Origin of the sequence: Polynucleobacter sp. AP-Melu-500A-A1 (assembly GCF_018882125.1) — a bacterium.
In the GTDB taxonomy this organism is placed as follows: Bacteria; Pseudomonadota; Gammaproteobacteria; order Burkholderiales; family Burkholderiaceae; genus Polynucleobacter.
Genome location: NZ_JACVOZ010000003.1, coordinates 574,553 through 594,552, shown reverse-complemented (window position 1 = coordinate 594,552; position 20,000 = coordinate 574,553). Strand labels below are relative to the sequence as shown.

Here is a 20,000-nt window from a genome sequence, read left to right as displayed (position 1 = left end):
ACACAAAACGTAGCTTTTCATCCATCTTCGTACTTTCATTCCACGGCATAGAGTGGTCCCTCCTATGCCAAAAACTGTAAAGTATGTGTCCGGTATAAAGTGTTAACTATGTGTCGAGTCGTACAAAATACCAACCTTCGGGTTGGTATTTTTTTAATGGCGCTAAAATTTTTAATTCATGTTCTTATCTTTACTAATGTGCAGATAAATTTTAAACTTTTACAGTGATGATCTTACCTGGACAGATCTATCCCATAAATTCGGGATCCGGGTGGATGAGTAGCCTGAAACAAAGTGTTTTTTCTCACCTGTTTCCTTATCGTAGATATGTCTTTTGACGGCGCCAATATTTGCACCATACACATGAATACTGATCGAGCATTGGTCAGGTATCGCATTGCTAACGACATGAATATCACCAACTGACGGGCTAACTGCTTCAATCTCACCGGCCTCAAGTGTTGTAGGAGGTCCGTCAGGAATCAAATTATTCTGATCGTCGTATTTATAGCGCTGGCCATTTTCTTTGCCGCGAAGCATCCCAATAAGTCCCCATACGCAATGATCATGGATAGGCGTTTTTTGACCTGGCCCCCAAACGAAGCTTACAACCGAGAATCGCTCAAGTGGATCCGAGTGCAAGAGAAACTGTTGATAAAACTCTGGATGTGGCACTGTACAAAAATCATGTAACCATTCATCATTTGAAATCAATTTCGCGAGGTGCTCTGAACCAATCTTCAGAAGCATTGCCTCATCATTAGTTTTTTCAACTAATTTAGTCATGGATACTACAAACTCACGAAGAGGTGCGTTGACGTCGAAAATGTTATTCATTTTAGTTTTCTCGTTAATTAATGGATGATGGGAATGAACGACATTAGTTGCGCAGTTTTTAAATCTTTGTTGATCAGGACCGCATCAATGAGTTTATTGGCATTCACAGATGACATACTTTCACATAATAAGCTCAGTGCTTTTGATCTTATTTTGAACTCTTGATGGTCCAAATCTGATTCAGGACTATTTGCATTATAGGTGTTGGAGAAGCTGTTGCCATCTCTATTCGTGATTTTGACAACAGCATTTGCTCTTGGCAATGACGTATTACTTAAGATATTGATCTTTGTCATCAGTTTATTGATTTTGGCATTAGAGAGCAGATCTGCTTCGAAGCTAGATGAGGCAGTAGTGCTGTATCCCAATAAAGTTAGTGCACACATATATTTAATGCTAAATTTTGCTTCAGTTGCGGTTGATGGTTTCGGTATGCAGCAAACAGATAAGTATTGTGTCTCAATGGTGACATCTACGCTATTAATAGCACTAGGGTTATATAAAGCTGTTTCCATTAGGATTTTGCATGCCTCTATGGGCGCTTGAGTCCCATAGCAAGATGCGTTGTACTTATAAATGATATCTTTTATGCAGAGATGCTCTGGTTTATCAAATACATTTTCAGGGAAAGAGTGATTGGCGTATAAGGCGAAAATACCCCCAGGGGTATCAAAAATATTTTTTGGCCCATTGAATCCCTTTGCGGCATATTTGGCAGAATTTAGGCCAGTGAGAGCAGCTTTTCCTGCATGCAATGGTTTACACATCGTCCCAAATGCAATTCTGAGGCCCGCAGCCTGTGTACCGCAGATCCCTAATACTGTAGCCAGCTCTGAGGCAGTCATTTCCTTTAAATAGGCAACTGCAGCACTAGCTCCAAAAGCACCAAGTGTTGCTGTGTTGTGCCAACCTAATTTGTAATGATCTTCCCCAATTACAAATGCAAGTCGACTTTGCATTTCTACTCCGACAATGAAAGCACGTAGCAGCTGTTCAATGGGCGCATTCATCAGCTCCCCTTCAGCCAGTATCGCTGACCATAGTGGAACAGAAGGATGAACCCGCGAGCGAAGATGCACATCATCAAAATCGAAGATATGAGACGCAATACCATTCAGAAGTGCTGCCTGAGAGCAGCTTGCTTTGTGACCACTCAATAAGGTTGCCTGCGGGTTGCCACCTTCCTCTATACAGCAATCTAATGGGATTTGTAGTGCAGGCTCTTTCCAAGCATATCTTCCAACAGCGATCCAATCCAACAGACTATGGGAAGCAATCCTATAGATTTCAGGCGCTATTGCCCCATTCCCGATCGCTAGGCAATGGCTTGCAAGGGCGTTTGTAAAATTAATTTCTGTCACTTTCTAGCAAGGACACGATCAACAAACTGGCCTGCCATACCAAGATATACATTTGGATCTAGCATCTTGTCAATCGTAGTCTCATCAAATCTAGCCGCAATAATGGGGTTTGCCAATAGACCATCTTTGAATTCGCCACCATTTTCAAAAACATCCATACAAATGGTGTAGACAATTTCATGAGCTTCCTGTCTTCCAAGTTCATCGCTCAATTGCATCATCACTGCTTCAGACATCAAAAGACCACGTTGAATATATAGATTTTTTTCCATATTTTCTTCGCGCACTGATAAGGCGCTTGTAACGTAGACGATTTTTGCGGCAGCAGCATCAGCCATGCAGCACAGCCTAGAAATATATTCACGTTCTGTTTGGAGCGCAATCTTATCGCGCTCATGCTCGGCCATCATGGCTTCCATTGCTAGAGGGACAATACTTCTGACAACACGAGAAAGTGCCACTATAGTCTCGCATGCAGGGGGATTGCGTTTGTGTGGCATCGTGCTACTGCCTACTTTTCCAGGGGCAAATGGTTCTTCTAGTTCCGCAGTTTCTGTTTTTTGCAGGCTGTAGATTTCATGGGCAATTTTTCCAATGGTGCTAGTGCAGATCCCCAATACTGCTGCGAGCTCCGCATTGCTGTCACGAGAAACATGCCAATGGATTACTGGGCATCCTAATCCTAGCTCCTTAAATAAGGCTTCTTGAACCTCAATCCCTTTATCTCCCAATGCAGACAGTGTTCCAACAGCGCCTGAAAACTGACCGACCAATAATCGTCCGCGCATTTCATTAAAACGATCAAGATTACGACGTATTTCTTCAATCCATACAGCGACTTTAAATCCAAAAGTAATAGGCAATGCTTGTTGACCATGGCTTCGCGCTACAGTGACTAAATTGCGATGCTCAGCTGCCAATTTTTTAAGATTTATGAGAAGTGCTTGATAACGCTTTTCAGTAATATCTAGAGAATCTTTGATTTGTAGAATGGTGCCGGTATCAATAATGTCTTGTGTCGTTGCTCCCCAATGAATATATTCACCAGCATCTCCTGAGCACACGTTCTTCATTGCACGAAGTAGGGGAACAATCGGGTGACTAGTGCGATCCATTTCTCTCTTAAGCTCATCCAGATCAATTAACTCAACTTGGCACTTAGCGCATATCTCATCTGCAGCCTTTTGCGGGATGATTCCTAATTTAGCCTGAACTTTTGCCAGAGCTGCTTCTACATCAAGCCAGCGTTGAACCGTTTGTTTATCGTCAAATATTTGTCTAGTTTCGAGAGTGCTGAATTGATCTTTGAATAACTGACTATCTATTACATATGCGCTCATGGACCATCTCCGTTAATGATTTTTGATGTATTTTTCAATTCAGCTAGGATAAAGCAATTATTATTTTCAATTGGAAGCGCGTGGGGGTGCTGTTTTCTATATATCGCACTGCAATATATAGATATGACGATTTATTGGTATGAAATACTTAAATCTTTCACTAGTATAGAAGATGAAATTTTTCACATTTCATAAAGAATGGCTATGAATAAATTCATTAGATCTGGAATCAAAATTTTCTTAGTTTTATCACCAATTCTATTGCTGACCCAGCATTCGAAAGCGGCTTATCCTGATAAGACAATTATTAATGTATCTCCTTACCTTGCTGGCGGCACTAATGATGGACTAGCAAGACTCATGTCTAAACAATTGGGCGTCAAACTGGGGCAATCTGTTGTTGTTGAGAATCGCGCTGGTGCTGGCGGCACAATTGGGGCTGCGTATGTTGCTAATTCGAAGCCTGATGGCTATACACTACTAAATGCCTCTGTCACTAATCTTGCCACCGCCCCACAATTAGTAAAGGCAAATTTCGATCCTTTTAAAGACTTTGTCTCTATTGCGCACATAGGTGGATCAAGATCTGTAATTGCTGTGAATCCCAATTTGCCAATTACTTCTTTTGCAGGTTTGATTGAATATGCAAAAAAAAATCCTGGTAAGTTAACCTATGGCTCCTCTGGGAACGGAAGTCCAGGTCACATAACAATGGAATATATTAAGCTCTTATCGGATATTGATATACGACATGTTCCTTACAAGGGATCTTCTCAAGCTTTAACCGATACTATGGGCGGAACTGTTGATCTAGTATGCGATCCGCTTGCTAATACATTTGTTAAGTCTGGAAAGTTAAGAGCATTAGCTTTTTTAGGAACTGCAGAGGCACCTGATTTACCTGGAATTCCTCCATTGAAAAAATTCTATCCACAATGGAATTTTTCTGGTTCATTTGTAGTCGTGGCCCCCTCAAAAACCCCGCCAGATGTTGTGAATATTCTTAGACAGGCTTTTAATGAAATATTGAAAGAGCCTGATGTGATAAAGGCAATAAATGATTTAGGTGTCTCGCCATCAATCATGACAACAGCTGAGACTGATGACCTCATTAAGGGAACATACCTTACCAGTCAAAAAATTATTGCAAAAGCGAAAATCTCAGCAGAGTAAATCGCTTAATAGGCTTTCAAATCACAGGTTCAAGCCCTAGTAGGCTCACCAATGAAATCAACGACTTAGGGAGAAATTCCTAAGTCTTTTTTCTTTTTCTGCAACCAAGTGTGTAAGCCATCCCCACTCATTTTGGGCTGCAACCATAATAAATATATGGGTCAGCCATGATTGAAGAGGTCCTTGAAGAGATTACCAGTCAAAAAAAGACTCAGCAAGTTGGCGCTAATGAGTGTCTTATGGATTTGATAGTATGGGTTTATGGATAAAGAAATAGAAGATCACGAATCGCAAACGCCTGCCAAGCAAGCGGCCGCGAAGAAGAGCACATTAGTTAGTGTCGCTGTAAATATTGGCTTAACAGTTTCTCAAGTGTTCGCAGGTATTGTGTCTGGATCGCAGGGCCTGATTGCTGATGGTATTCATTCGGCGACAGACTTAGTTGCTGACTTTGTAGTGCTCTTTGCCAATCACTATAGCGCCAAAGATGCAGATGAAGATCACCAGTACGGCCATCAACGATATGAAACAGCTGCCTCTTTATTTCTAGGAATCTCCTTATTAGCTGTTGGTGCTGGCATGCTCTTCAAAGCTGCAGAAAAGATTATTGATCCAGTGCCAGCCGGACAAATTCAAATCCTAGCTTTGTATGTTGCGTTAGCTTCTTTAGTCGCTAAGGAAATATTGTTTAGATATATGTTGGCAGTAGCTAAACGGGTTCGCTCCTCAATGCTGGTAGCCAATGCTTGGCATGCAAGATCAGATGCAGCTTCTTCATTGGTGGTTTCCATTGGTATTGTTGGTGCCTTATTGGGGCACCCAATCTTTGATGCTATTGGCGCTCTTGTAGTTGGCTTGATGGTAGCAAAAATGGGTTGGAAGTTTGGCTGGGATGCGCTTCATGACTTGATGGATAGGGCGGTATCAGAAGAAGAACATCGTCAAATTGAGGAGATTATTCAATCAACAGATGGTGTTAAAGGTTTTCATGATCTCAGGACTCGCAAGATGGGCGACATGATTTTGGTTGATGTGCATATTGATGTAGATGCAAATGCTTCCGTTAAGGTTGGACACGACATTGCTCTTAGGGCCGGTAATCAAATTAAGAAAAAATTACCAGTCCTCAATGTGATGACCCATATTGACCCTGTTTAGAAATATGTTAATCCTAGTTAAAACTCTAATTACCGCTCTGGTGATTGTGGCTGTCGGTGAAATTAGTAAGCGTAGTTCTGTCCTAGCTGCATTTCTGCTGGCTTTGCCTATCGTCTCAGTTACAGCTTTCATCTGGATCTATTTTGAATCCAAAGATAAGGGCAAAATTGCTGACATCAGTTACGAAACATTCTGGTATGTGATTCCAACCTTACCTATGTTCCTATTGCTAAGCTGGCTAATGAGAAATGAATATAACTTCTATTTGTCCTTATTTCTGTGCTGTGTTCTAACAGCTGCATTATTTGCTATTACGCAATATCTATTGTTAAGGACGTAGTATGAGAAGCATAGATATCATCCTTTTCCTGAGTTGATTCATGGTCTTGATTTTTAGATTATTCAACACATCATTGGATCGGGGTAGCAAGTAAACCCTAGGATACCAACCCTAATCAACAATACTATGGAAAAAACTTACAACATTGATGTGAATATTCACACTCTGGATTCACTTTTCAGTGAGTTGGATCCAAATCCGTTTAGACGCAGAGATCTTGATCCTCGAGCGGTGCATCATATTTTGCAGTGGGCTAGTGATGCTCCGCCACAAATTCCAATTATTTTGATATTACATGTGGCAAGCGATGAACCCAGTTTAGCTACCGAGTCAGATGTCGAACAAGCGGTAGATAATTATTTTGAATATGAGGCGGAATTAATTGAGCGCCAACACAATCGTAATCGTAATCGAATGCTCAAATGGCTGGGTGCTGGTATTGCCATAATGATTATTCTACTGACGATTAAATACTATAGTTTGCAAATCTGGCCTGATAGTTACTTTAGTAACGTTATTTGTGAGGCTTTTGTAATTATGGGTTGGGTCTCTTTATGGGTTCCCATAGAGCGTTTAGGTTACGACGGTTTATTAGTGCGTGAGCAACTAAACCTTTATCGTCGTTTAGCTACTATGCATGTGCGCTTTGCTCGGACTTAGACCAGAATAGCATTTAAAAAGCGTTGATTTTTTTCGTCTTCTTCGCTACGGGCATCTACTGGAATGTAGTTATTTTGAGCTTGAACAAATTTAAAAGCGTCACGAAGATTTGTATTTTGTAGCGAAATTTGATTTAGGCAGGCTATTTGAACTTCTGAGGTATCAAGAAAGTAGAGCTGATTTAGAAGTTGGTTTACTACGAGCTTATCTGCAACGATCTGTAAAGCACTTTTATCTAAGTTTGAGGTAAGTTCTTGAGCACTAGCCCGAGCATTTGTGAATAGAGTTTCGATGAGTTCATTCATCTTGACCATATCAAATCCCGGCTTGCATAACTGAATGATTTCTGTCGAGATAGTTTTCATGGGTAATTCGTATAAAGAGTTGTTTTGCATGGAAAAATTCCTCGGGGATGGCTTAGGTTTGACAAATTTTGCTTATTTTTTCACCATAACACTCTAGAACGAAATTTGCGTGACTAAGCAAAAATACAAGTTAGAGGCCCAGATAGAGGGCTGCGGCACAAAAGCGTCACATATCAGTAATCTTTGGTATTTATCGTCTTATTCATGTCGATTGATCCTATTAAAAATTCACCTTCTAGCCGTCCGAATACCGAAAATCTTGCAATAGCCCCCTCAGGTATCTGGGATCTGGTGCTTTTACCGATTATTTTGCTGATTCTGTTGGTATTAGGCTTTGGTGCGGAAGAGATGGCCAAGCCATTTTTGGTGGGTACGCCTATCGAGCTATCCTTAGATGCGGCTAATTTACCCTATTACTTGTTACGCACTATTTTGCGCATGTTTATTGCGCTTGCATTTTCAGTAGTGTTTGCTTTTGGCTTTGCACTTCTTGCGTCTCGCTCTAAGGCGGCAGAAAAGGTCTTAGTGCCAATTCTGGATATTTTGCAGTCAATTCCAGTATTGGGGTTTCTTTCTATTACTGTCACCGGCTTTATTGCCCTATTTCCAGGAAGCTTATTGGGGGTTGAGTGTGCGGCAATTTTCGCTATTTTTACTGCGCAAGCCTGGAACATGGCGTTTAGCGCTTATCAAAGTTTTAAAACAATTCCTGCGGAATTGGAAGAGGCTTCTCGAATCTTTAAGCTGTCTCCTTGGCAGCGTTTCTGGAGACTCGATATTCCTGTATCGATGCCGGGAATGTTATGGAACATGATGATGTCGATGTCCGGTGGCTGGTTCTTTTTGGTGGCCTCTGAGGCAATTACAGTAGCCAATCAAGATATTAAATTACCGGGTATTGGATCTTATATTGCCTTAGCTATTGATGAACGTGATTTAAGTGCCATTGGACTGGCAATTGTGACGATGCTGATTGGTATCACGCTTTATGATCAACTTTTCTTTAGGCCACTAGTTGCTTGGGCGGATAAATTTCGCTTTGAAGAAGGTGATGGTGAGGTGGCCCCAAAGTCTTGGGCTCTGAATTTTTGGCGCCGCACCCTATGGCTGCAGCAATTGGGCTTAGGAGCAATAAAATTATTTGAAGGCAGCTTTCGTTTCTTTAGAAAGCGCACAGACGGCACTGCCGTCCCTGCGAAAAATCTAATTCCCGCACATCACTTTGCTCGTGGTTGGGATATCTTGGTAATGATCGCAGCATGCTTGGCAGTAATCTATTTGATCAAGTACATTCATACCGAGGTAGGGTTAACTGAGGTCTTGCACATTTTATATTTAGGAGTACTGACCTTAATACGTGTGGTTGTCTTGATTGCAATCGCTATTGTTATTTGGGTTCCAATTGGAATCTGGATTGGACTGAACCCTCGTATTGCAGAGCACTCTCAAGCGGTAGCGCAATTCTTGGCAGCCTTTCCAGCAAACTTGCTATTTCCAATTGCCGTTGTAGGTATTTTGCACTTCAAGTTAGATCCTAATATCTGGCTCTCGCCACTCATTATTTTTGGTACGCAATGGTATATCTTGTTCAACGTGATCGCGGGTGCCTCGACTATTCCAGTTGAGCTGCGCTATGCAGCTGATAATTTAGGTCTTAAAGCATGGACTAAATGGCGTCGTTACTATCTACCAGCGATTTTCCCAAGTCTGGTAACTGGTGCGCTCACTGCCACAGGAGGGTCTTGGAATGCCAGCATTGTTTCTGAATATGTTACTTGGGGCGATACCACTCTAAAGGCCGAAGGATTGGGCGCCTATATTGCTGAGATGACTACGGCTGGCGATTTTCCACGAATCGCCTTAGGCATTGGCGTGATGTGTATTTTTGTCATTGGTTTTAATCGCTTTATTTGGCGCCGTCTTTATTTGCTCTCTGAAAAGGGCTTGAACTTTTAACTGGTTATGAAAGTTTTTACGAATGTCTACCCCCTTACTTAAATTACGCTCTGTAAATAAATCCTTCAAGTCGGCTGATGGCTCAGATAGGCTGATTTTGGAGAATGTTGATTTCACTCTGAATGAGGGTGAAATTGTGGCGCTATTGGGCCAATCTGGTTCTGGAAAATCAACTCTGTTGCGCATTATGGCTGGCCTAATTTCGGCAGACTCTGGAGAGGTCGAATATGCGAGTAAACCGATTTACGGACCGGTCAATGGGATTAGCATGGTATTTCAGTCCTTCGCATTATTCCCTTGGCTGTCGGTTCAGCAAAATGTTGAGCTTGGTCTTGAGGCTCGTGGAATTGCCCCTGATGTACGTGCCAAAAAAGCCAAGCAAGCCATTGAATTGATTGGTTTGGAGGGTTTTGAGGGAGCGCTGCCAAAAGAGTTATCTGGCGGCATGCGACAACGGGTAGGCATTGCTAGGGCTATTGTCTTAGAGCCCGAGGTCCTATTGATGGATGAGGCATTTTCCGCTCTTGATGTGATGACGGGCGAACATTTGCGTGACGATATCTTGGAGTTATGGCAATCAGGAGATTTGCCAACAAAGTCACTTTTGGTTGTTTCTCATAATATTGAAGAAGCGGTCATGATGGCTGATAGGGCTTTAATCTTTTCCTCAAACCCTGGACGCGTTCGCTTTGAATTGCCGATTGAGCTAGAGCGTCCACGAGAGCCCAAAACTTCAGAGATACATCATTTAGTAGACTGTATCTATACCGAAATGGTAACCCCGCAAAGACGTTTAGCAGATGGTCAGTTGGATTATGGCTTGGCTACTGAGCGCAGCCCATACCCACGTGCCACTGTTGCATCAATTGAAGGATTAATGGAGCGTTTAATTGATCCAGAATTCTTGGGGCGTGCTGATTTACCCAAGATTGCTGAAGCGGCGGAAATGGATGATAACGCGTTCATTAATGCTGTAGAGGATCTAGTGTTGCTGGAGTTTGCAATGGTGAAAGACGGTGACTTGATTGCGACTGAATTGGGAGAAATTTTCGGAAATGGCGACAGCGAATTAAGAAAGCGAATGCTGGGTCAGCAGGCTTTGCAAACGATTCCATTTATCAGTGATCTCTATCAAGAGCTTAAGAATACCCCCTCTAAAAGAGTCTCGTTTGATGTGCTTACTAAATCTTTAGGCCTGTCTTTAGATAAGCGAGAAGTGAAGAAGACGCTAGATCTTATTTTAGAGTGGTCCACTTACGGCGATTTAATCGATCTAGACTTTAAGGCGCGCAAAGTATTTTTGCACTCTGAAAGTCCTGTGAGAACTTAATTCAAAGTGTGAACTTTTTAGCGATAAACAAGTCATGTCTCATTTAATAAATTTAATTTTTGCTTTGATGACTCTTTTTTTAATAAGTAGAGCTCAGGCATTTGAACCATTAAATACTGATGATGCAGGAACGGTTAAAAAGGGCGGTAATCAGATTGAAATGTATTTTTATTCGATAAATAAGGTTAATCAGCCTACAGGACCAGGTCAGGACCTCTCGAGCCCCGGCGAAGAATTTCTGGGGCCAGGTTCTACCAAATCATTTCCTTTTACTTACACTCGAGGCATCACTGAGAATGTTGAGATTGCCATTGGAACGCAATATAACGCCACCCCACGTGCAAGTGATTACTCCCCGTATAGCAATTACGTACTTAATGCAAAATGGCGTTTTTGGGGTGAAGAGGGCGATAGCTGGAACTTCGCAATAAAACCCATCTTGCAATTTCCAGTTTCAAAGCAGCAACAAGTAGTTGGTTTTGGACAAGCGGCATTCAATTACGGCGCAACATTCATTTCCTCTTATTATTTAAATGAATCGTTGGAGGCTCATATCAATGTAGGTTATATGCGTAGCCCCTATAACGTAAATTATTTAAATGGTGGCAGTGCAGGCCCTTTAAGATTAAATCTTTACTCTGCTTCGATTGCCCCGGTATGGAATGTTATGGATGGATTTCGTCTTGCTCTCGATTTTGGTGTACAAACCAATCCACCTGCAACTGAACAACAGTCAACAATGTATGGCATGGTTGCAGCAATCATTAGCTTATCTGAAAGTGTTGATTTTGGGATATCAATGATGCGTAGTGCGCAAAATACCGGACTAGTATTGGTTGGCAATGGAGCTAATTCAACGCGTTTAGATGCTGGAATTACCTGGCGATTTGATTAGCTGCAGACAATGGCTAAGATAAACACCATCACTTAGCGATAGACAGGCGCTGTAAGCTCTTGAAATCCGGGTAGTATTTTTTTGATCGTTATTCTTCCGAATCTTCGCTACTATCATCAACTCTATATTCCACTTTGAATCTTTTTAGTCTTGTATCTACAGATGGATTTTTATCCTCCGTGGACGGGTTTGTTAAATAGCAATACCCATAAAAAGGTATTGGCTCTTTTTCAACTTTTTCCCGATCTTCGCTTGTAAAGGTAGTCATCATCAATCTCCCTAAATTGAGTGAATGTTTGGTTACCTATGGGCTGTTAGAACAAACTGATAGCAACCGGAAAGGAGTGGAATTGTTCTTCATCTCCCATAAGTAGATTTCATTTTTCATGAATGAATATGACATATCTACCATTAATTGAAATATTTTTTATTAATTAGTAAATGACAAAATTGTCATATTTAAGCTTGATATATGGTTCTCCATTATGACAAGAATGATCAAAAAAATTCATAGAAATGTCATAAGAAAAGTAGAGTATCTCGATCAAGTTCAATTATGAATTGATGGGGATAAAAATGCTGGATCAAAACCAAAATGACACGGTTATTAGTTTAAGAAGAAAGTCGGCTGAGTATTATCAAAAAGCGGCATGGAATCAATTATTAGCCTTAGATAACTACAGAGAAAAAAACTTTGAAGTGGCAGAACGTTTTGCACAACTTTCATTTGAGGATCAGATGAATGCTGTAGAGTTCGCAGAGCTGGCTGATGCAGAGTCTCTTATATTCCTAGATCTCAATATTGAGGAAGAATATTGAGCACTGCTTATTCATTTTTCAAGCCGAGTTGCTCTATCATGAAGCGAGCGCTTCTTTTATGCTTGTTAATGAGTGGACAATCTTGTTTTGCAATCACAGAGTTAGCTCCTTATGATTTGCAGGTATTTGTAGAAAAATCAGCGGCAGGTTTTAAGGTGCAAGCTAGCTACATAGCTCCAGTTAGCCAGTGTGAGGCATATACCTTTTTGACTGATTATGAAGATGTCAAAACCATTCCAGGAATAGTTGAGTCCAAAGTGCGCAGAAGGAATGGCAATAGAGTGACTGTGGAAAGACTGATTGAGGAGCGAATTTTATTATTCCCCGTTCAAATTCGGTCTGAAGTTGAGTTTACGGAGCTGCCAAATCAGGGGATAAATTTTATTCAGACTAAAGGCGATAGCAAAGCCTATTCTGGAACATGGCGACTACAACCCAATGAAAAGGGTGTAACGGTGCGATATGCAAGCATTATCGAACCAGATTCTATTATTCCAAGCGGAGTTATAGAATATTTTATGAGAAATAATATTCGGCGCAGTTTCGAGATGATGGCTGAGGGCATGGAGCGCAATCGAGATTCTCTTAGTTTGGCCTGCAGATAGCTCTTATGGTTGTGTAGAGTATTCAAATAATACTTCACCCATACGAATATTATCACCCAAATTTAAACTTGAAACTAATCGATAATTTTTGGGAGCAAAAACAATAATAGTGGAGCCGTGCTGAAACCAGCCTAACTCTTCACCACGTTTGACTTCAGCATTACAGTCAATCTCATTAGGACCTTGGTACTGTAGGTGGAGTAATGGGCTGATGCAGTGCAAACGAATGCTAGCCACTAGAATCGCAGCGACTGGTACTAGGGTTAGGGTGCTGCTTCCCATTTCTTTATTTGGGTGATCTATTTCGCATTCAATGACGGCTCTTTCATTCTTGCAAAAGAGTCGTTCAACTCGCTTTAGTGCAATTGGGTTCACATTCCAGGTATCGCCAGAGATATAAGTGATTTTTCTGATCTGCATTCCTGTTGGAGCATGAAATCGATGGTACATGCTTGATGTGAGTCGTAGGGTTACATATTCACATCCCTCATAACTCTTGGCTAAGCTCTTATTGGGTATCAAGTCTTCTATGAGGTAAGGAAAGCCTTTGGCTTGAAAAATTTCACCATTGATCACTTTTCCGAATGCGCCAATAAGCCCATCACACGGGCTTACTAGATAGTTTAAGTCTGGATTGATTGGCCTTGCGTTTGGCTTTAGTTCACGGGTGAAGCATGCATGCATACTTTTAAAGCTTTGATTTTTTGCTTCCGATAAGTCAAGTGCTGAAAAAAATTTCCAAATCTGGATAGAGATAAAAGCGACCACTGGGTTTTCAATTTGACTAAACCAGCCAATAAAGCGAGTAAGGGTATTGCGGGGAATACGATTGGTCAGAAGAAAATTGAGATCTTCCTGAGACAGTATGTTTTGAATGGTTTTTTTCATTGACATAATTGTGTCAAATAAATGAAGTAAAAGTGTCAAGAATGAATAATTGGAGCATCTATGGATAGTTCGATCGTATTGAGTATATTCGGTGCAGCATTTGGAGTATGGATTTTAAAAAAGACCTATACAAGACTACAGCTATCCAAGGCCAAGCATCCCTCTTTAGCTGGCCACTCACGCATGGCAAAGAGGGTGGCCCGTTTAATTCCTTTTTACTCCTTTAATCAAGAGTCCTTTTTTAAAGTCGATGGTGCGCCAGACAGTATCGCCTCTTTAAGAGAAGCTGGTTTTATGCGCTTATCGCATATCTATCGGGAGCGTTTTGCTAAATCGGTTGCCCTGACAAATCAAGCAGCCAAAGATATATCAGATCTGCAATTTACAGGTAGGTATCGAGTACCCTTTCAATTTAGCCATTTTGTAAGTGAGCATTTGAAATCCGGTAGCTTCATGCAGTCCTCATCTGGAGTTACTTTGACTGATTTGGATGGCAATATCTTTTATGACTTAACTGGGTCATATGGTGTCAATGTTCTCGGATATGACTTTTATAAAAAGACCATTGAAGATGGGGCTAAACGTGTTTCTGAGTTGGGGCCTGTTTTAGGGTTTTATAACCCAATTGTTGCGGATAATGTAAAGCGTTTGACAGCCATTTCGGGTCTAGATGAAATATCCTTTCATATGTCAGGTACAGAGGCTGTTATGCAAGCGGTGCGCTTGGCTCGCTACCACACCAAGCGAAGCCATGTAGTGCGGTTTAACGGTGCTTATCACGGTTGGTGGGAGGATGTTCAGCCCGGTATAGGCAATCCACTTCCCCCTAGGGAAACTTACACACTGAAGGAGATGGATCAAGATACCTTACGTGTTCTTCGTAACCGAAAAAATATTGCCTGCGTATTGGTCAATCCACTGCAAGCTATGCATCCGAATAAAGGTGCGCCTGGTGACTCCTCTCTATTGGATAGTTCGCGAAAAGCACATTATGACCGTGATGCTTACACCAAATGGCTTAAAGAGTTAAAGGAAGTCTGTACTGAAAATGGAATTGTTCTCATTTTCGATGAAGTATTTGTAGGCTTTCGTTTGGCTCAGGGCGGTGCTCAAGAATACTTTGGGGTACGCGCTGATATGGTGACTTACGGTAAAACCTTAGGGGGTGGCTTGCCAATTGGTGTAGTGTGTGGAAAAAGTCATTTAATGAAGCGGTTTAGGGAAGATAAGCCAGCTGACATCTGTTTTGCAAGGGGGACGTTTAACTCGCATCCCTATGTCATGGGGGCGATGCAAGTATTTTTAGAACAACTAGAAACTCCAGTAATCCAGAAAATGTATGTGGATTTGGACGAAGTTTGGAATCAGCGTGCCAATCGCTTTAATGAAAAATTGATTTCATTAGACTTACCAGTCAGAGTCGCGAATATGTCTAGTATTTGGACTATTTACTTCACTGAGCCAAGTCGCTATAACTGGATGTTTCAGTACTACCTTAAGGAGCAAGGTCTAGCCTTGAGCTGGATTGGTACAGGAAGATTTATCTTCAGCCTAAACTACAGCGATTCAGACATGCTAGCAGTTCTAGATCGCTTCATTACTGCAGCCCAGTCCATGAAGCAGGATGCTTGGTGGTGGAATGGTAACGGCCTAAGTAACAAAGCGATCAAACGTCAAATCATCAAAGAAATGCTGTTTGGCAGAAATAAAAGCTTTCAACCCTCATCTGCACTATGAGTTCACTGAGCTCAAATTTTCTTCATTGAGCTCAAGGTGCTCCATCGGGTCGATTAGCTGTCCACGCAACAAATACAAGGGTGCAGTGGCATAAATTTTTGCGTCGTGAAATGGGTCTGTGAGAATTTTTGTCATCCAGGCTAATGCAGCCTCAACGTCATGAATGAAAAAGAGATGAAAGGTACGAAAGAGCACGCCGCCAACACCAAGCCACAGCCATAACAGACCAGTTTGTCGAATAAACCCTTCGGTATTGGTAAAGGTATTAAAAGCAATAAATTTTTGCAAGAATACTGGGTTTAAATAAACCAGCGCAGGAATTGCAGCCCAAATTGCTAAAAGAACAATTTTTCTATTGAGGTTATATCCAACCTTAATTTCTTCTTTGTATTCATGTGAAGCTTTATTGACCTCATCATATCCTTTTGGCTCAAAAAAGAAATGACCACTTTGACGGGTAGTCATAGCAACTAACCAGGCCAGTAGTGAAGCAGCTATAGGATCAGTAAAAAGTAAAAAATAGGCAGTTAAGAAACTCAAGGCGCTAACAAAGTGAAGCGATTGATTAATTCGGCTATGGTGATAGTAGCGATGATCATCCCAGCGTTGTTTTTTAACAGTTTCAAGAAAATGGATCAATTTAGATTCCTCTTTACAAAAATTGGTTTCATTACATAAATATGAAAGTACCCAATATTTACATTTTTTTTATGACAGTTTTAAGTAAAAGAAAAAAATTGTGTTGTCATAAAACTGTTATGTTCTTCAGAAATACTCAGTGTTAATGACTTCAAATACCGTGGGAAAAAGCGATGATATACAACTGAGCACTTCGGTTAAGCTTGCCATTGTTACGGAAACCTATCCCCCGGAAGTCAATGGGGTGGCTAGCACGATCGCTCGATTTATAAAGGGTTTAGCGGAGCTAGGGCATGACATCACTCTCATCCGGCCACGTCAGGGTCGAAAAGATAAGCCGAAAAATGAACCCGGTTTTAAAGAAATACTGACTTTAGGAGTGCCTATACCAGGCTATAGCTCATTAAGAATGGGCCTCCCCCAAAAAAATATGCTCTTACAAAAATGGTCAACTGATAGACCCAGTCTTGTCCATATTGTTACTGAAGGCCCCCTAGGCTGGTCAGCTCTCGAGGCAGCCAAAAAATTAAATATTCCTATTTGTTCTGATTTCCGCACAAATTTTGATGCCTATTCAACACATTATGGAATGAGCTTCCTAAAAAACCCCATTCAAAGGTACCTTCGTTATTTTCATAACAATTGCAACTTCACAATGGTGCCAACTCAGGAACTCAAAAATCAGCTACTGAGTATTGGATTTGAGAGGCTCAAAGTATTGGCTAGAGGAGTAGATACTGAATTATTTAATCCATCAAAGCGTTGTCAAGAATTGCGAAATCATTGGGGTATTAAGGCCCATGAAAAAGTGGTCTTATGTGTCGGTAGACTTGCTTCTGAGAAAAATCTACAAGTCACTGTAGAAACATTTAAAGCAATGTTGCAAGAAAATCCAAATCTGAAAATGGTATGGGTTGGCGATGGGCCTGAAAAAGGGTCTTTAAAGTTAAGTTGTCCTAATAGCATCTTTACTGGAGTGCAAAGAGGTGAAGCACTGGCGAGCCATTATGCTAGTGGCGATATCTTTTTATTTTCTAGCCTGAGTGAAACATTTGGCAATGTAACGATTGAAGCGATGGCTAGTGGGTTAGCCGTTTTAGCATATGACTACGCAGCAGCTCGGCAATTTATAGATCATGGTACCAATGGATTTTTAGCAAGCCCAAATGAGGCTAACTCGTTCATTGCAGCAGGCCTTGCACTTATTAAAGATGATGTTGATTTAGAAAATTTGAGGGTCCAGGCAAGGCAAACAACCCTAGAAATTTCATGGGATCAAGTGACTAAAAAATTAGAAAATAATTATGACGATTTAATACTCAATTCCTATTCAAAAGATAAACTAGCTTCATCGCCAGTCTTAAGAGAAATTTTTATTAAGCAATGAATCGTATTTTCTATACGATTGCATTTTCACAATTTTTATCATCGCTAGCAGACAATGCGTTATTAATAGTATCCATTGCACTATTGCTGGCAATGCAAGAACCTGATTGGGTATCTCCCTTACTCAAGATTTCTTTTGTAATTCCTTATGTACTTTTCGCCCCATTCGTGGGTGCTTTTGCAGACTCTAGGCCTAAGGGCCAAGTAATGTTGATTTCTAATCTACTCAAAGCAAGTGGTTGTGGCCTGATGCTTTTTGGTATACATCCATTATTAGGTTATGGAATCGTTGGCATAGGTGCAGCCCTGTATGCGCCTGCAAAATATGGCATTTTGACGGAATTATTGCCATCGGATAAATTAGTGGCGGCAAATGGCTGGATGGAGGGCCTCATTATTGCTTCAATTATTTTTGGAACTTTATTAGGCGGCTTTTTGATTAGCGATTTTCTACATCATTTCTTTCAACAGTTCACCACAGACTTCATTGGAGGGGGTATATCAGCCCCAATAGTGTTAGCTATATTGTTGATTTCGATTATTTATCTGATGGCTGCTGTCCTGAATATGCCGCTCCTAAAGATAGGATTTCGCTACCAAAAATTACACTTTCATTGCGGCAATTTGGTGAGAGATTTTTCAACTTGCTTTGTGAACTTATGGCGAGATCCGCTAGGAAGACTTTCATTGGCTGTAACTACGCTATTTTGGGGTGCTGGAGCAACCTTGCAATTTATTATGCTGAAATGGGCTGAATATGCCCTTCATATGGATCTTGCAGAAAGCGCGGCTTTGCAGGCTGTTTCGGCTGTAGGGGTCGCTGCAGGGGCTGTTTATGCAGCCTGTAAAGTTTCTTTGAAGGACTCCACTAGTGTATTGCCCTATGGAGCGCTGATGGGCTTCGTAGTCTGTTTAATGGGTATGTATAACGATGAACTTCTATCGCCCATCGTTCTTTTTAAAATAGCTTCAATTCAATTCACTCTGAATGATTTACCTGCCTATTGTTTATTAATGTTATTGGGCTGGCTATCAGGTTATTTTGTGGTTCCAATGAATGCATTGTTACAACATCGGGGATATGCATTAATGTCAACCGGCCAATCTATTGCTGTTCAAGGTTTTAGTGAAAACCTAGCCGTTTTATTCATGCTCCTCGTCTACTCTATTCTTTTATGGCTAAACCTGGGTTTGCCAGTCATCATCATAGGCTTTGGTATAACGGTCTTTATCGCTATGCTATTGATTATGTATCATCATTTTGGGTCTAAAAATAGCAGCCTAAATGCGATTTCTTAAAAAATTTCCCCCTTTACTTGTAACGATTTTGCTTATCACCAGTATGTCGGGATTTGCCCAGGAAATACAGTATGGCGTAAGACCATATTATCTTATCGATGCCATGAAAGAGGGGCCTTTAAAAAGTAAGCTAAGTAGTTGTTCTGGGATGACCCCTCGTCGATCTTTATTTTCCATAGCCCATCGTGGAGCACCCTTAGAATTTCCTGAGCATACAGTGCAGTCAAATAAAGCTGCAGCATTGATGGGAGCCGGTATTTTTGAATGCGATGTCACATTTACTAAAGATAAACAATTAGTTTGTCGTCATGCGCAAAATGATTTGCAGGGCACAACGAATATATTACTTACAAATTTACAAGAAAAGTGCACCAAGCCATTTATTCCAGCGAATGGCGCAGCGCCCGCAGTAGCAGAGTGTCGTACAACGGATATCACTTTAGAGGAATTTAAAATCCTCCGGGGCAAGATGGATGGTTTTAATAAAAACGCCAAGGATATTCAGTCATACATGGCTGGTACGCCCTCTTGGAGGACTGAATTGTATTCTGAAGCAGGCGGTACTCTATTGACACATAAAGAATCGATTGCCTTATTTAAGCAATTTGGCGGTAAATTTATTCCGGAACTAAAAGAGGCGGTTGTACCCATGCCTTATTTAGGTTTTACCCAGGAGCAATATGCACAAGCGCTCATTAATGACTATAAGCAGGCTGGCATATCTCCTAAAGATGTTTTTCCGCAGTCATTTAATTTGAATGATGTGATTTACTGGATCCAAAATGAACCCGAGTTTGGAAAGCAGGCGATTTATTTGGATGGCCGATATGAGCAGAAAGGATTTAAGGCTGCTCAGCCTGAATTGTTAAAGCCAACTATGCAAGAGCTCTATGCAAAAGGGGTACGTTACATCGCACCTCCGATATGGGTCTTATTGACAACTAATAGCATTGGAGAAATTATTCCATCGGCTTATGCAAGGGCAGCAAAAGATGCGGGATTGAATATCATCACATGGTCATTGGAACGTGATGGCCCTATGAATAAGGGGGGAGGTTGGTATCACCAATCAATAAAATCAGCTATTTACTCCGACAGCCAAATTTATGAGGTTTTAGACGTACTAGCTAAGCAAGTTGGCGTTAAAGGTGTATTTTCAGACTGGCCTGCAACTGTTACTTACTATGCTAACTGTATGGGACTTGAGTGAGT

The 20,000-nt window shown here is 41.1% G+C and carries 20 protein-coding genes; 13 read left to right on the top strand and 7 right to left on the bottom strand.

Translation table 11 applies throughout. From position 1 onward, the window contains the following. Positions 1-219: 219 nt before the first annotated feature. The 3 genes from ICN38_RS09575 to purB are packed head-to-tail and all read right to left on the bottom strand — an operon-like array spanning position 220 to position 3,538. On the bottom strand, positions 220-837 hold the full coding sequence (locus tag ICN38_RS09575) for a cysteine dioxygenase (RefSeq protein ID WP_216256834.1): 618 nt from the start codon (positions 835-837) through the stop codon (positions 220-222). A 17-nt stretch (positions 838-854) separates the two neighbouring features. Continuing rightward, positions 855-2,198, bottom strand: coding sequence for an MmgE/PrpD family protein (locus tag ICN38_RS09570; RefSeq protein WP_216256833.1), 1,344 nt, complete (start codon positions 2,196-2,198; stop codon positions 855-857). Then, complete coding sequence (gene purB, locus ICN38_RS09565) at positions 2,195-3,538, bottom strand: adenylosuccinate lyase (RefSeq protein ID WP_216256832.1); 1,344 nt, start codon at positions 3,536-3,538, stop codon at positions 2,195-2,197. Before purB ends, ICN38_RS09570 begins: the two co-directional genes overlap by 4 nt. A 204-nt stretch (positions 3,539-3,742) precedes the next feature. Here purB and ICN38_RS09560 point away from each other — a divergent pair, with 204 nt between their 5' ends. The 4 genes from ICN38_RS09560 to ICN38_RS09545 all read left to right on the top strand — a co-directional run bounded on the left by ICN38_RS09560 (position 3,743) and on the right by ICN38_RS09545 (position 6,869). Beyond that, positions 3,743-4,711, top strand: coding sequence for a tripartite tricarboxylate transporter substrate binding protein (locus ICN38_RS09560; RefSeq protein ID WP_216256831.1), 969 nt, complete (start codon positions 3,743-3,745; stop codon positions 4,709-4,711). Between the two features lie 261 nt (positions 4,712-4,972). Next, a complete protein-coding gene (locus ICN38_RS09555) occupies positions 4,973-5,869 on the top strand; it encodes a cation diffusion facilitator family transporter (RefSeq protein ID WP_216256830.1) in 897 nt (298 codons plus the stop codon). Between the two features lie 4 nt (positions 5,870-5,873). Beyond that, positions 5,874-6,209, top strand: a complete 336-nt coding sequence (locus tag ICN38_RS09550; protein WP_216256829.1) for a DUF3147 family protein — start codon at positions 5,874-5,876, stop codon at positions 6,207-6,209. Between the two features lie 126 nt (positions 6,210-6,335). Beyond that, positions 6,336-6,869, top strand: coding sequence for a hypothetical protein (locus ICN38_RS09545; RefSeq protein WP_216256828.1), 534 nt, complete (start codon positions 6,336-6,338; stop codon positions 6,867-6,869). On the opposite strand, the gene ICN38_RS09540 is transcribed toward ICN38_RS09545, so the two are convergent. Continuing rightward, the gene (locus ICN38_RS09540; protein WP_216256827.1) at positions 6,866-7,264 is read right to left on the bottom strand and encodes a hypothetical protein; all 399 of its coding nucleotides are present in this window, start codon (positions 7,262-7,264) and stop codon (positions 6,866-6,868) included. The two genes, ICN38_RS09545 and ICN38_RS09540, sit on opposite strands and share 4 nt — an antisense overlap. 174 nt (positions 7,265-7,438) lie before the next feature. On the opposite strand from ICN38_RS09540, the gene ICN38_RS09535 reads away from it, so the two are divergent. From ICN38_RS09535 to ICN38_RS09525, 3 genes are all read left to right on the top strand, one after another. Then, the gene (locus tag ICN38_RS09535) at positions 7,439-9,190 is read left to right on the top strand and encodes an ABC transporter permease subunit (protein ID WP_216256826.1); all 1,752 of its coding nucleotides are present in this window, start codon (positions 7,439-7,441) and stop codon (positions 9,188-9,190) included. 22 nt (positions 9,191-9,212) lie between these two features. Next, positions 9,213-10,520, top strand: coding sequence for a nitrate/sulfonate/bicarbonate ABC transporter ATP-binding protein (locus tag ICN38_RS09530; RefSeq protein ID WP_216256825.1), 1,308 nt, complete (start codon positions 9,213-9,215; stop codon positions 10,518-10,520). Between the two features lie 67 nt (positions 10,521-10,587). Continuing rightward, a complete protein-coding gene (locus ICN38_RS09525; RefSeq protein ID WP_255562788.1) occupies positions 10,588-11,415 on the top strand; it encodes a hypothetical protein in 828 nt (275 codons plus the stop codon). Between the two features lie 88 nt (positions 11,416-11,503). Here the strand turns inward: ICN38_RS09525 and ICN38_RS09520 are convergent, their stop codons facing one another. After that, positions 11,504-11,683, bottom strand: a complete 180-nt coding sequence (locus ICN38_RS09520; protein ID WP_216256823.1) for a hypothetical protein — start codon at positions 11,681-11,683, stop codon at positions 11,504-11,506. A gap of 308 nt (positions 11,684-11,991) precedes the next feature. Between ICN38_RS09520 and ICN38_RS09515 the strand changes: the two genes are divergently transcribed. Both ICN38_RS09515 and ICN38_RS09510 read left to right on the top strand, forming a co-directional pair. After that, on the top strand, positions 11,992-12,234 hold the full coding sequence (locus tag ICN38_RS09515) for a hypothetical protein (protein WP_216256822.1): 243 nt from the start codon (positions 11,992-11,994) through the stop codon (positions 12,232-12,234). Further along, on the top strand, positions 12,231-12,839 hold the full coding sequence (locus ICN38_RS09510) for an SRPBCC family protein (protein WP_216256821.1): 609 nt from the start codon (positions 12,231-12,233) through the stop codon (positions 12,837-12,839). Before ICN38_RS09515 ends, ICN38_RS09510 begins: the two co-directional genes overlap by 4 nt. Before the next feature lie 3 nt (positions 12,840-12,842). Here ICN38_RS09510 and asd read toward each other — a convergent pair whose 3' ends face one another. Continuing rightward, complete coding sequence (gene asd, locus ICN38_RS09505) at positions 12,843-13,727, bottom strand: archaetidylserine decarboxylase (protein WP_216256820.1); 885 nt, start codon at positions 13,725-13,727, stop codon at positions 12,843-12,845. A gap of 60 nt (positions 13,728-13,787) precedes the next feature. Here asd and ICN38_RS09500 point away from each other — a divergent pair, with 60 nt between their 5' ends. Next, a complete protein-coding gene (locus ICN38_RS09500; protein ID WP_216256819.1) occupies positions 13,788-15,464 on the top strand; it encodes an aminotransferase class III-fold pyridoxal phosphate-dependent enzyme in 1,677 nt (558 codons plus the stop codon). Here the strand turns inward: ICN38_RS09500 and ICN38_RS09495 are convergent. Beyond that, entirely contained in the window at positions 15,459-16,103 is a 645-nt protein-coding gene (locus ICN38_RS09495) for a hypothetical protein (RefSeq protein ID WP_216256818.1), read from the bottom strand. The two genes, ICN38_RS09500 and ICN38_RS09495, sit on opposite strands and share 6 nt — an antisense overlap. Positions 16,104-16,248: 145 nt before the next feature. On the opposite strand from ICN38_RS09495, the gene ICN38_RS09490 reads away from it, so the two are divergent. From ICN38_RS09490 to ICN38_RS09480, 3 genes are all read left to right on the top strand, one after another. Further along, complete coding sequence (locus tag ICN38_RS09490) at positions 16,249-17,490, top strand: glycosyltransferase family 1 protein (RefSeq protein WP_216256817.1); 1,242 nt, start codon at positions 16,249-16,251, stop codon at positions 17,488-17,490. Beyond that, positions 17,487-18,788 carry a lysophospholipid transporter LplT gene (gene lplT / locus ICN38_RS09485; RefSeq protein WP_216256816.1) on the top strand — a complete coding sequence of 434 codons (1,302 nt, stop codon included), beginning with the start codon at positions 17,487-17,489 and terminating at the stop codon, positions 18,786-18,788. The genes ICN38_RS09490 and lplT overlap by 4 nt, the downstream gene beginning before the upstream one ends. A gap of 148 nt (positions 18,789-18,936) precedes the next feature. Then, on the top strand, positions 18,937-19,998 hold the full coding sequence (locus ICN38_RS09480) for a glycerophosphodiester phosphodiesterase family protein (protein ID WP_255562787.1): 1,062 nt from the start codon (positions 18,937-18,939) through the stop codon (positions 19,996-19,998). The last annotated feature ends 2 nt before the right edge of the window (positions 19,999-20,000 follow it).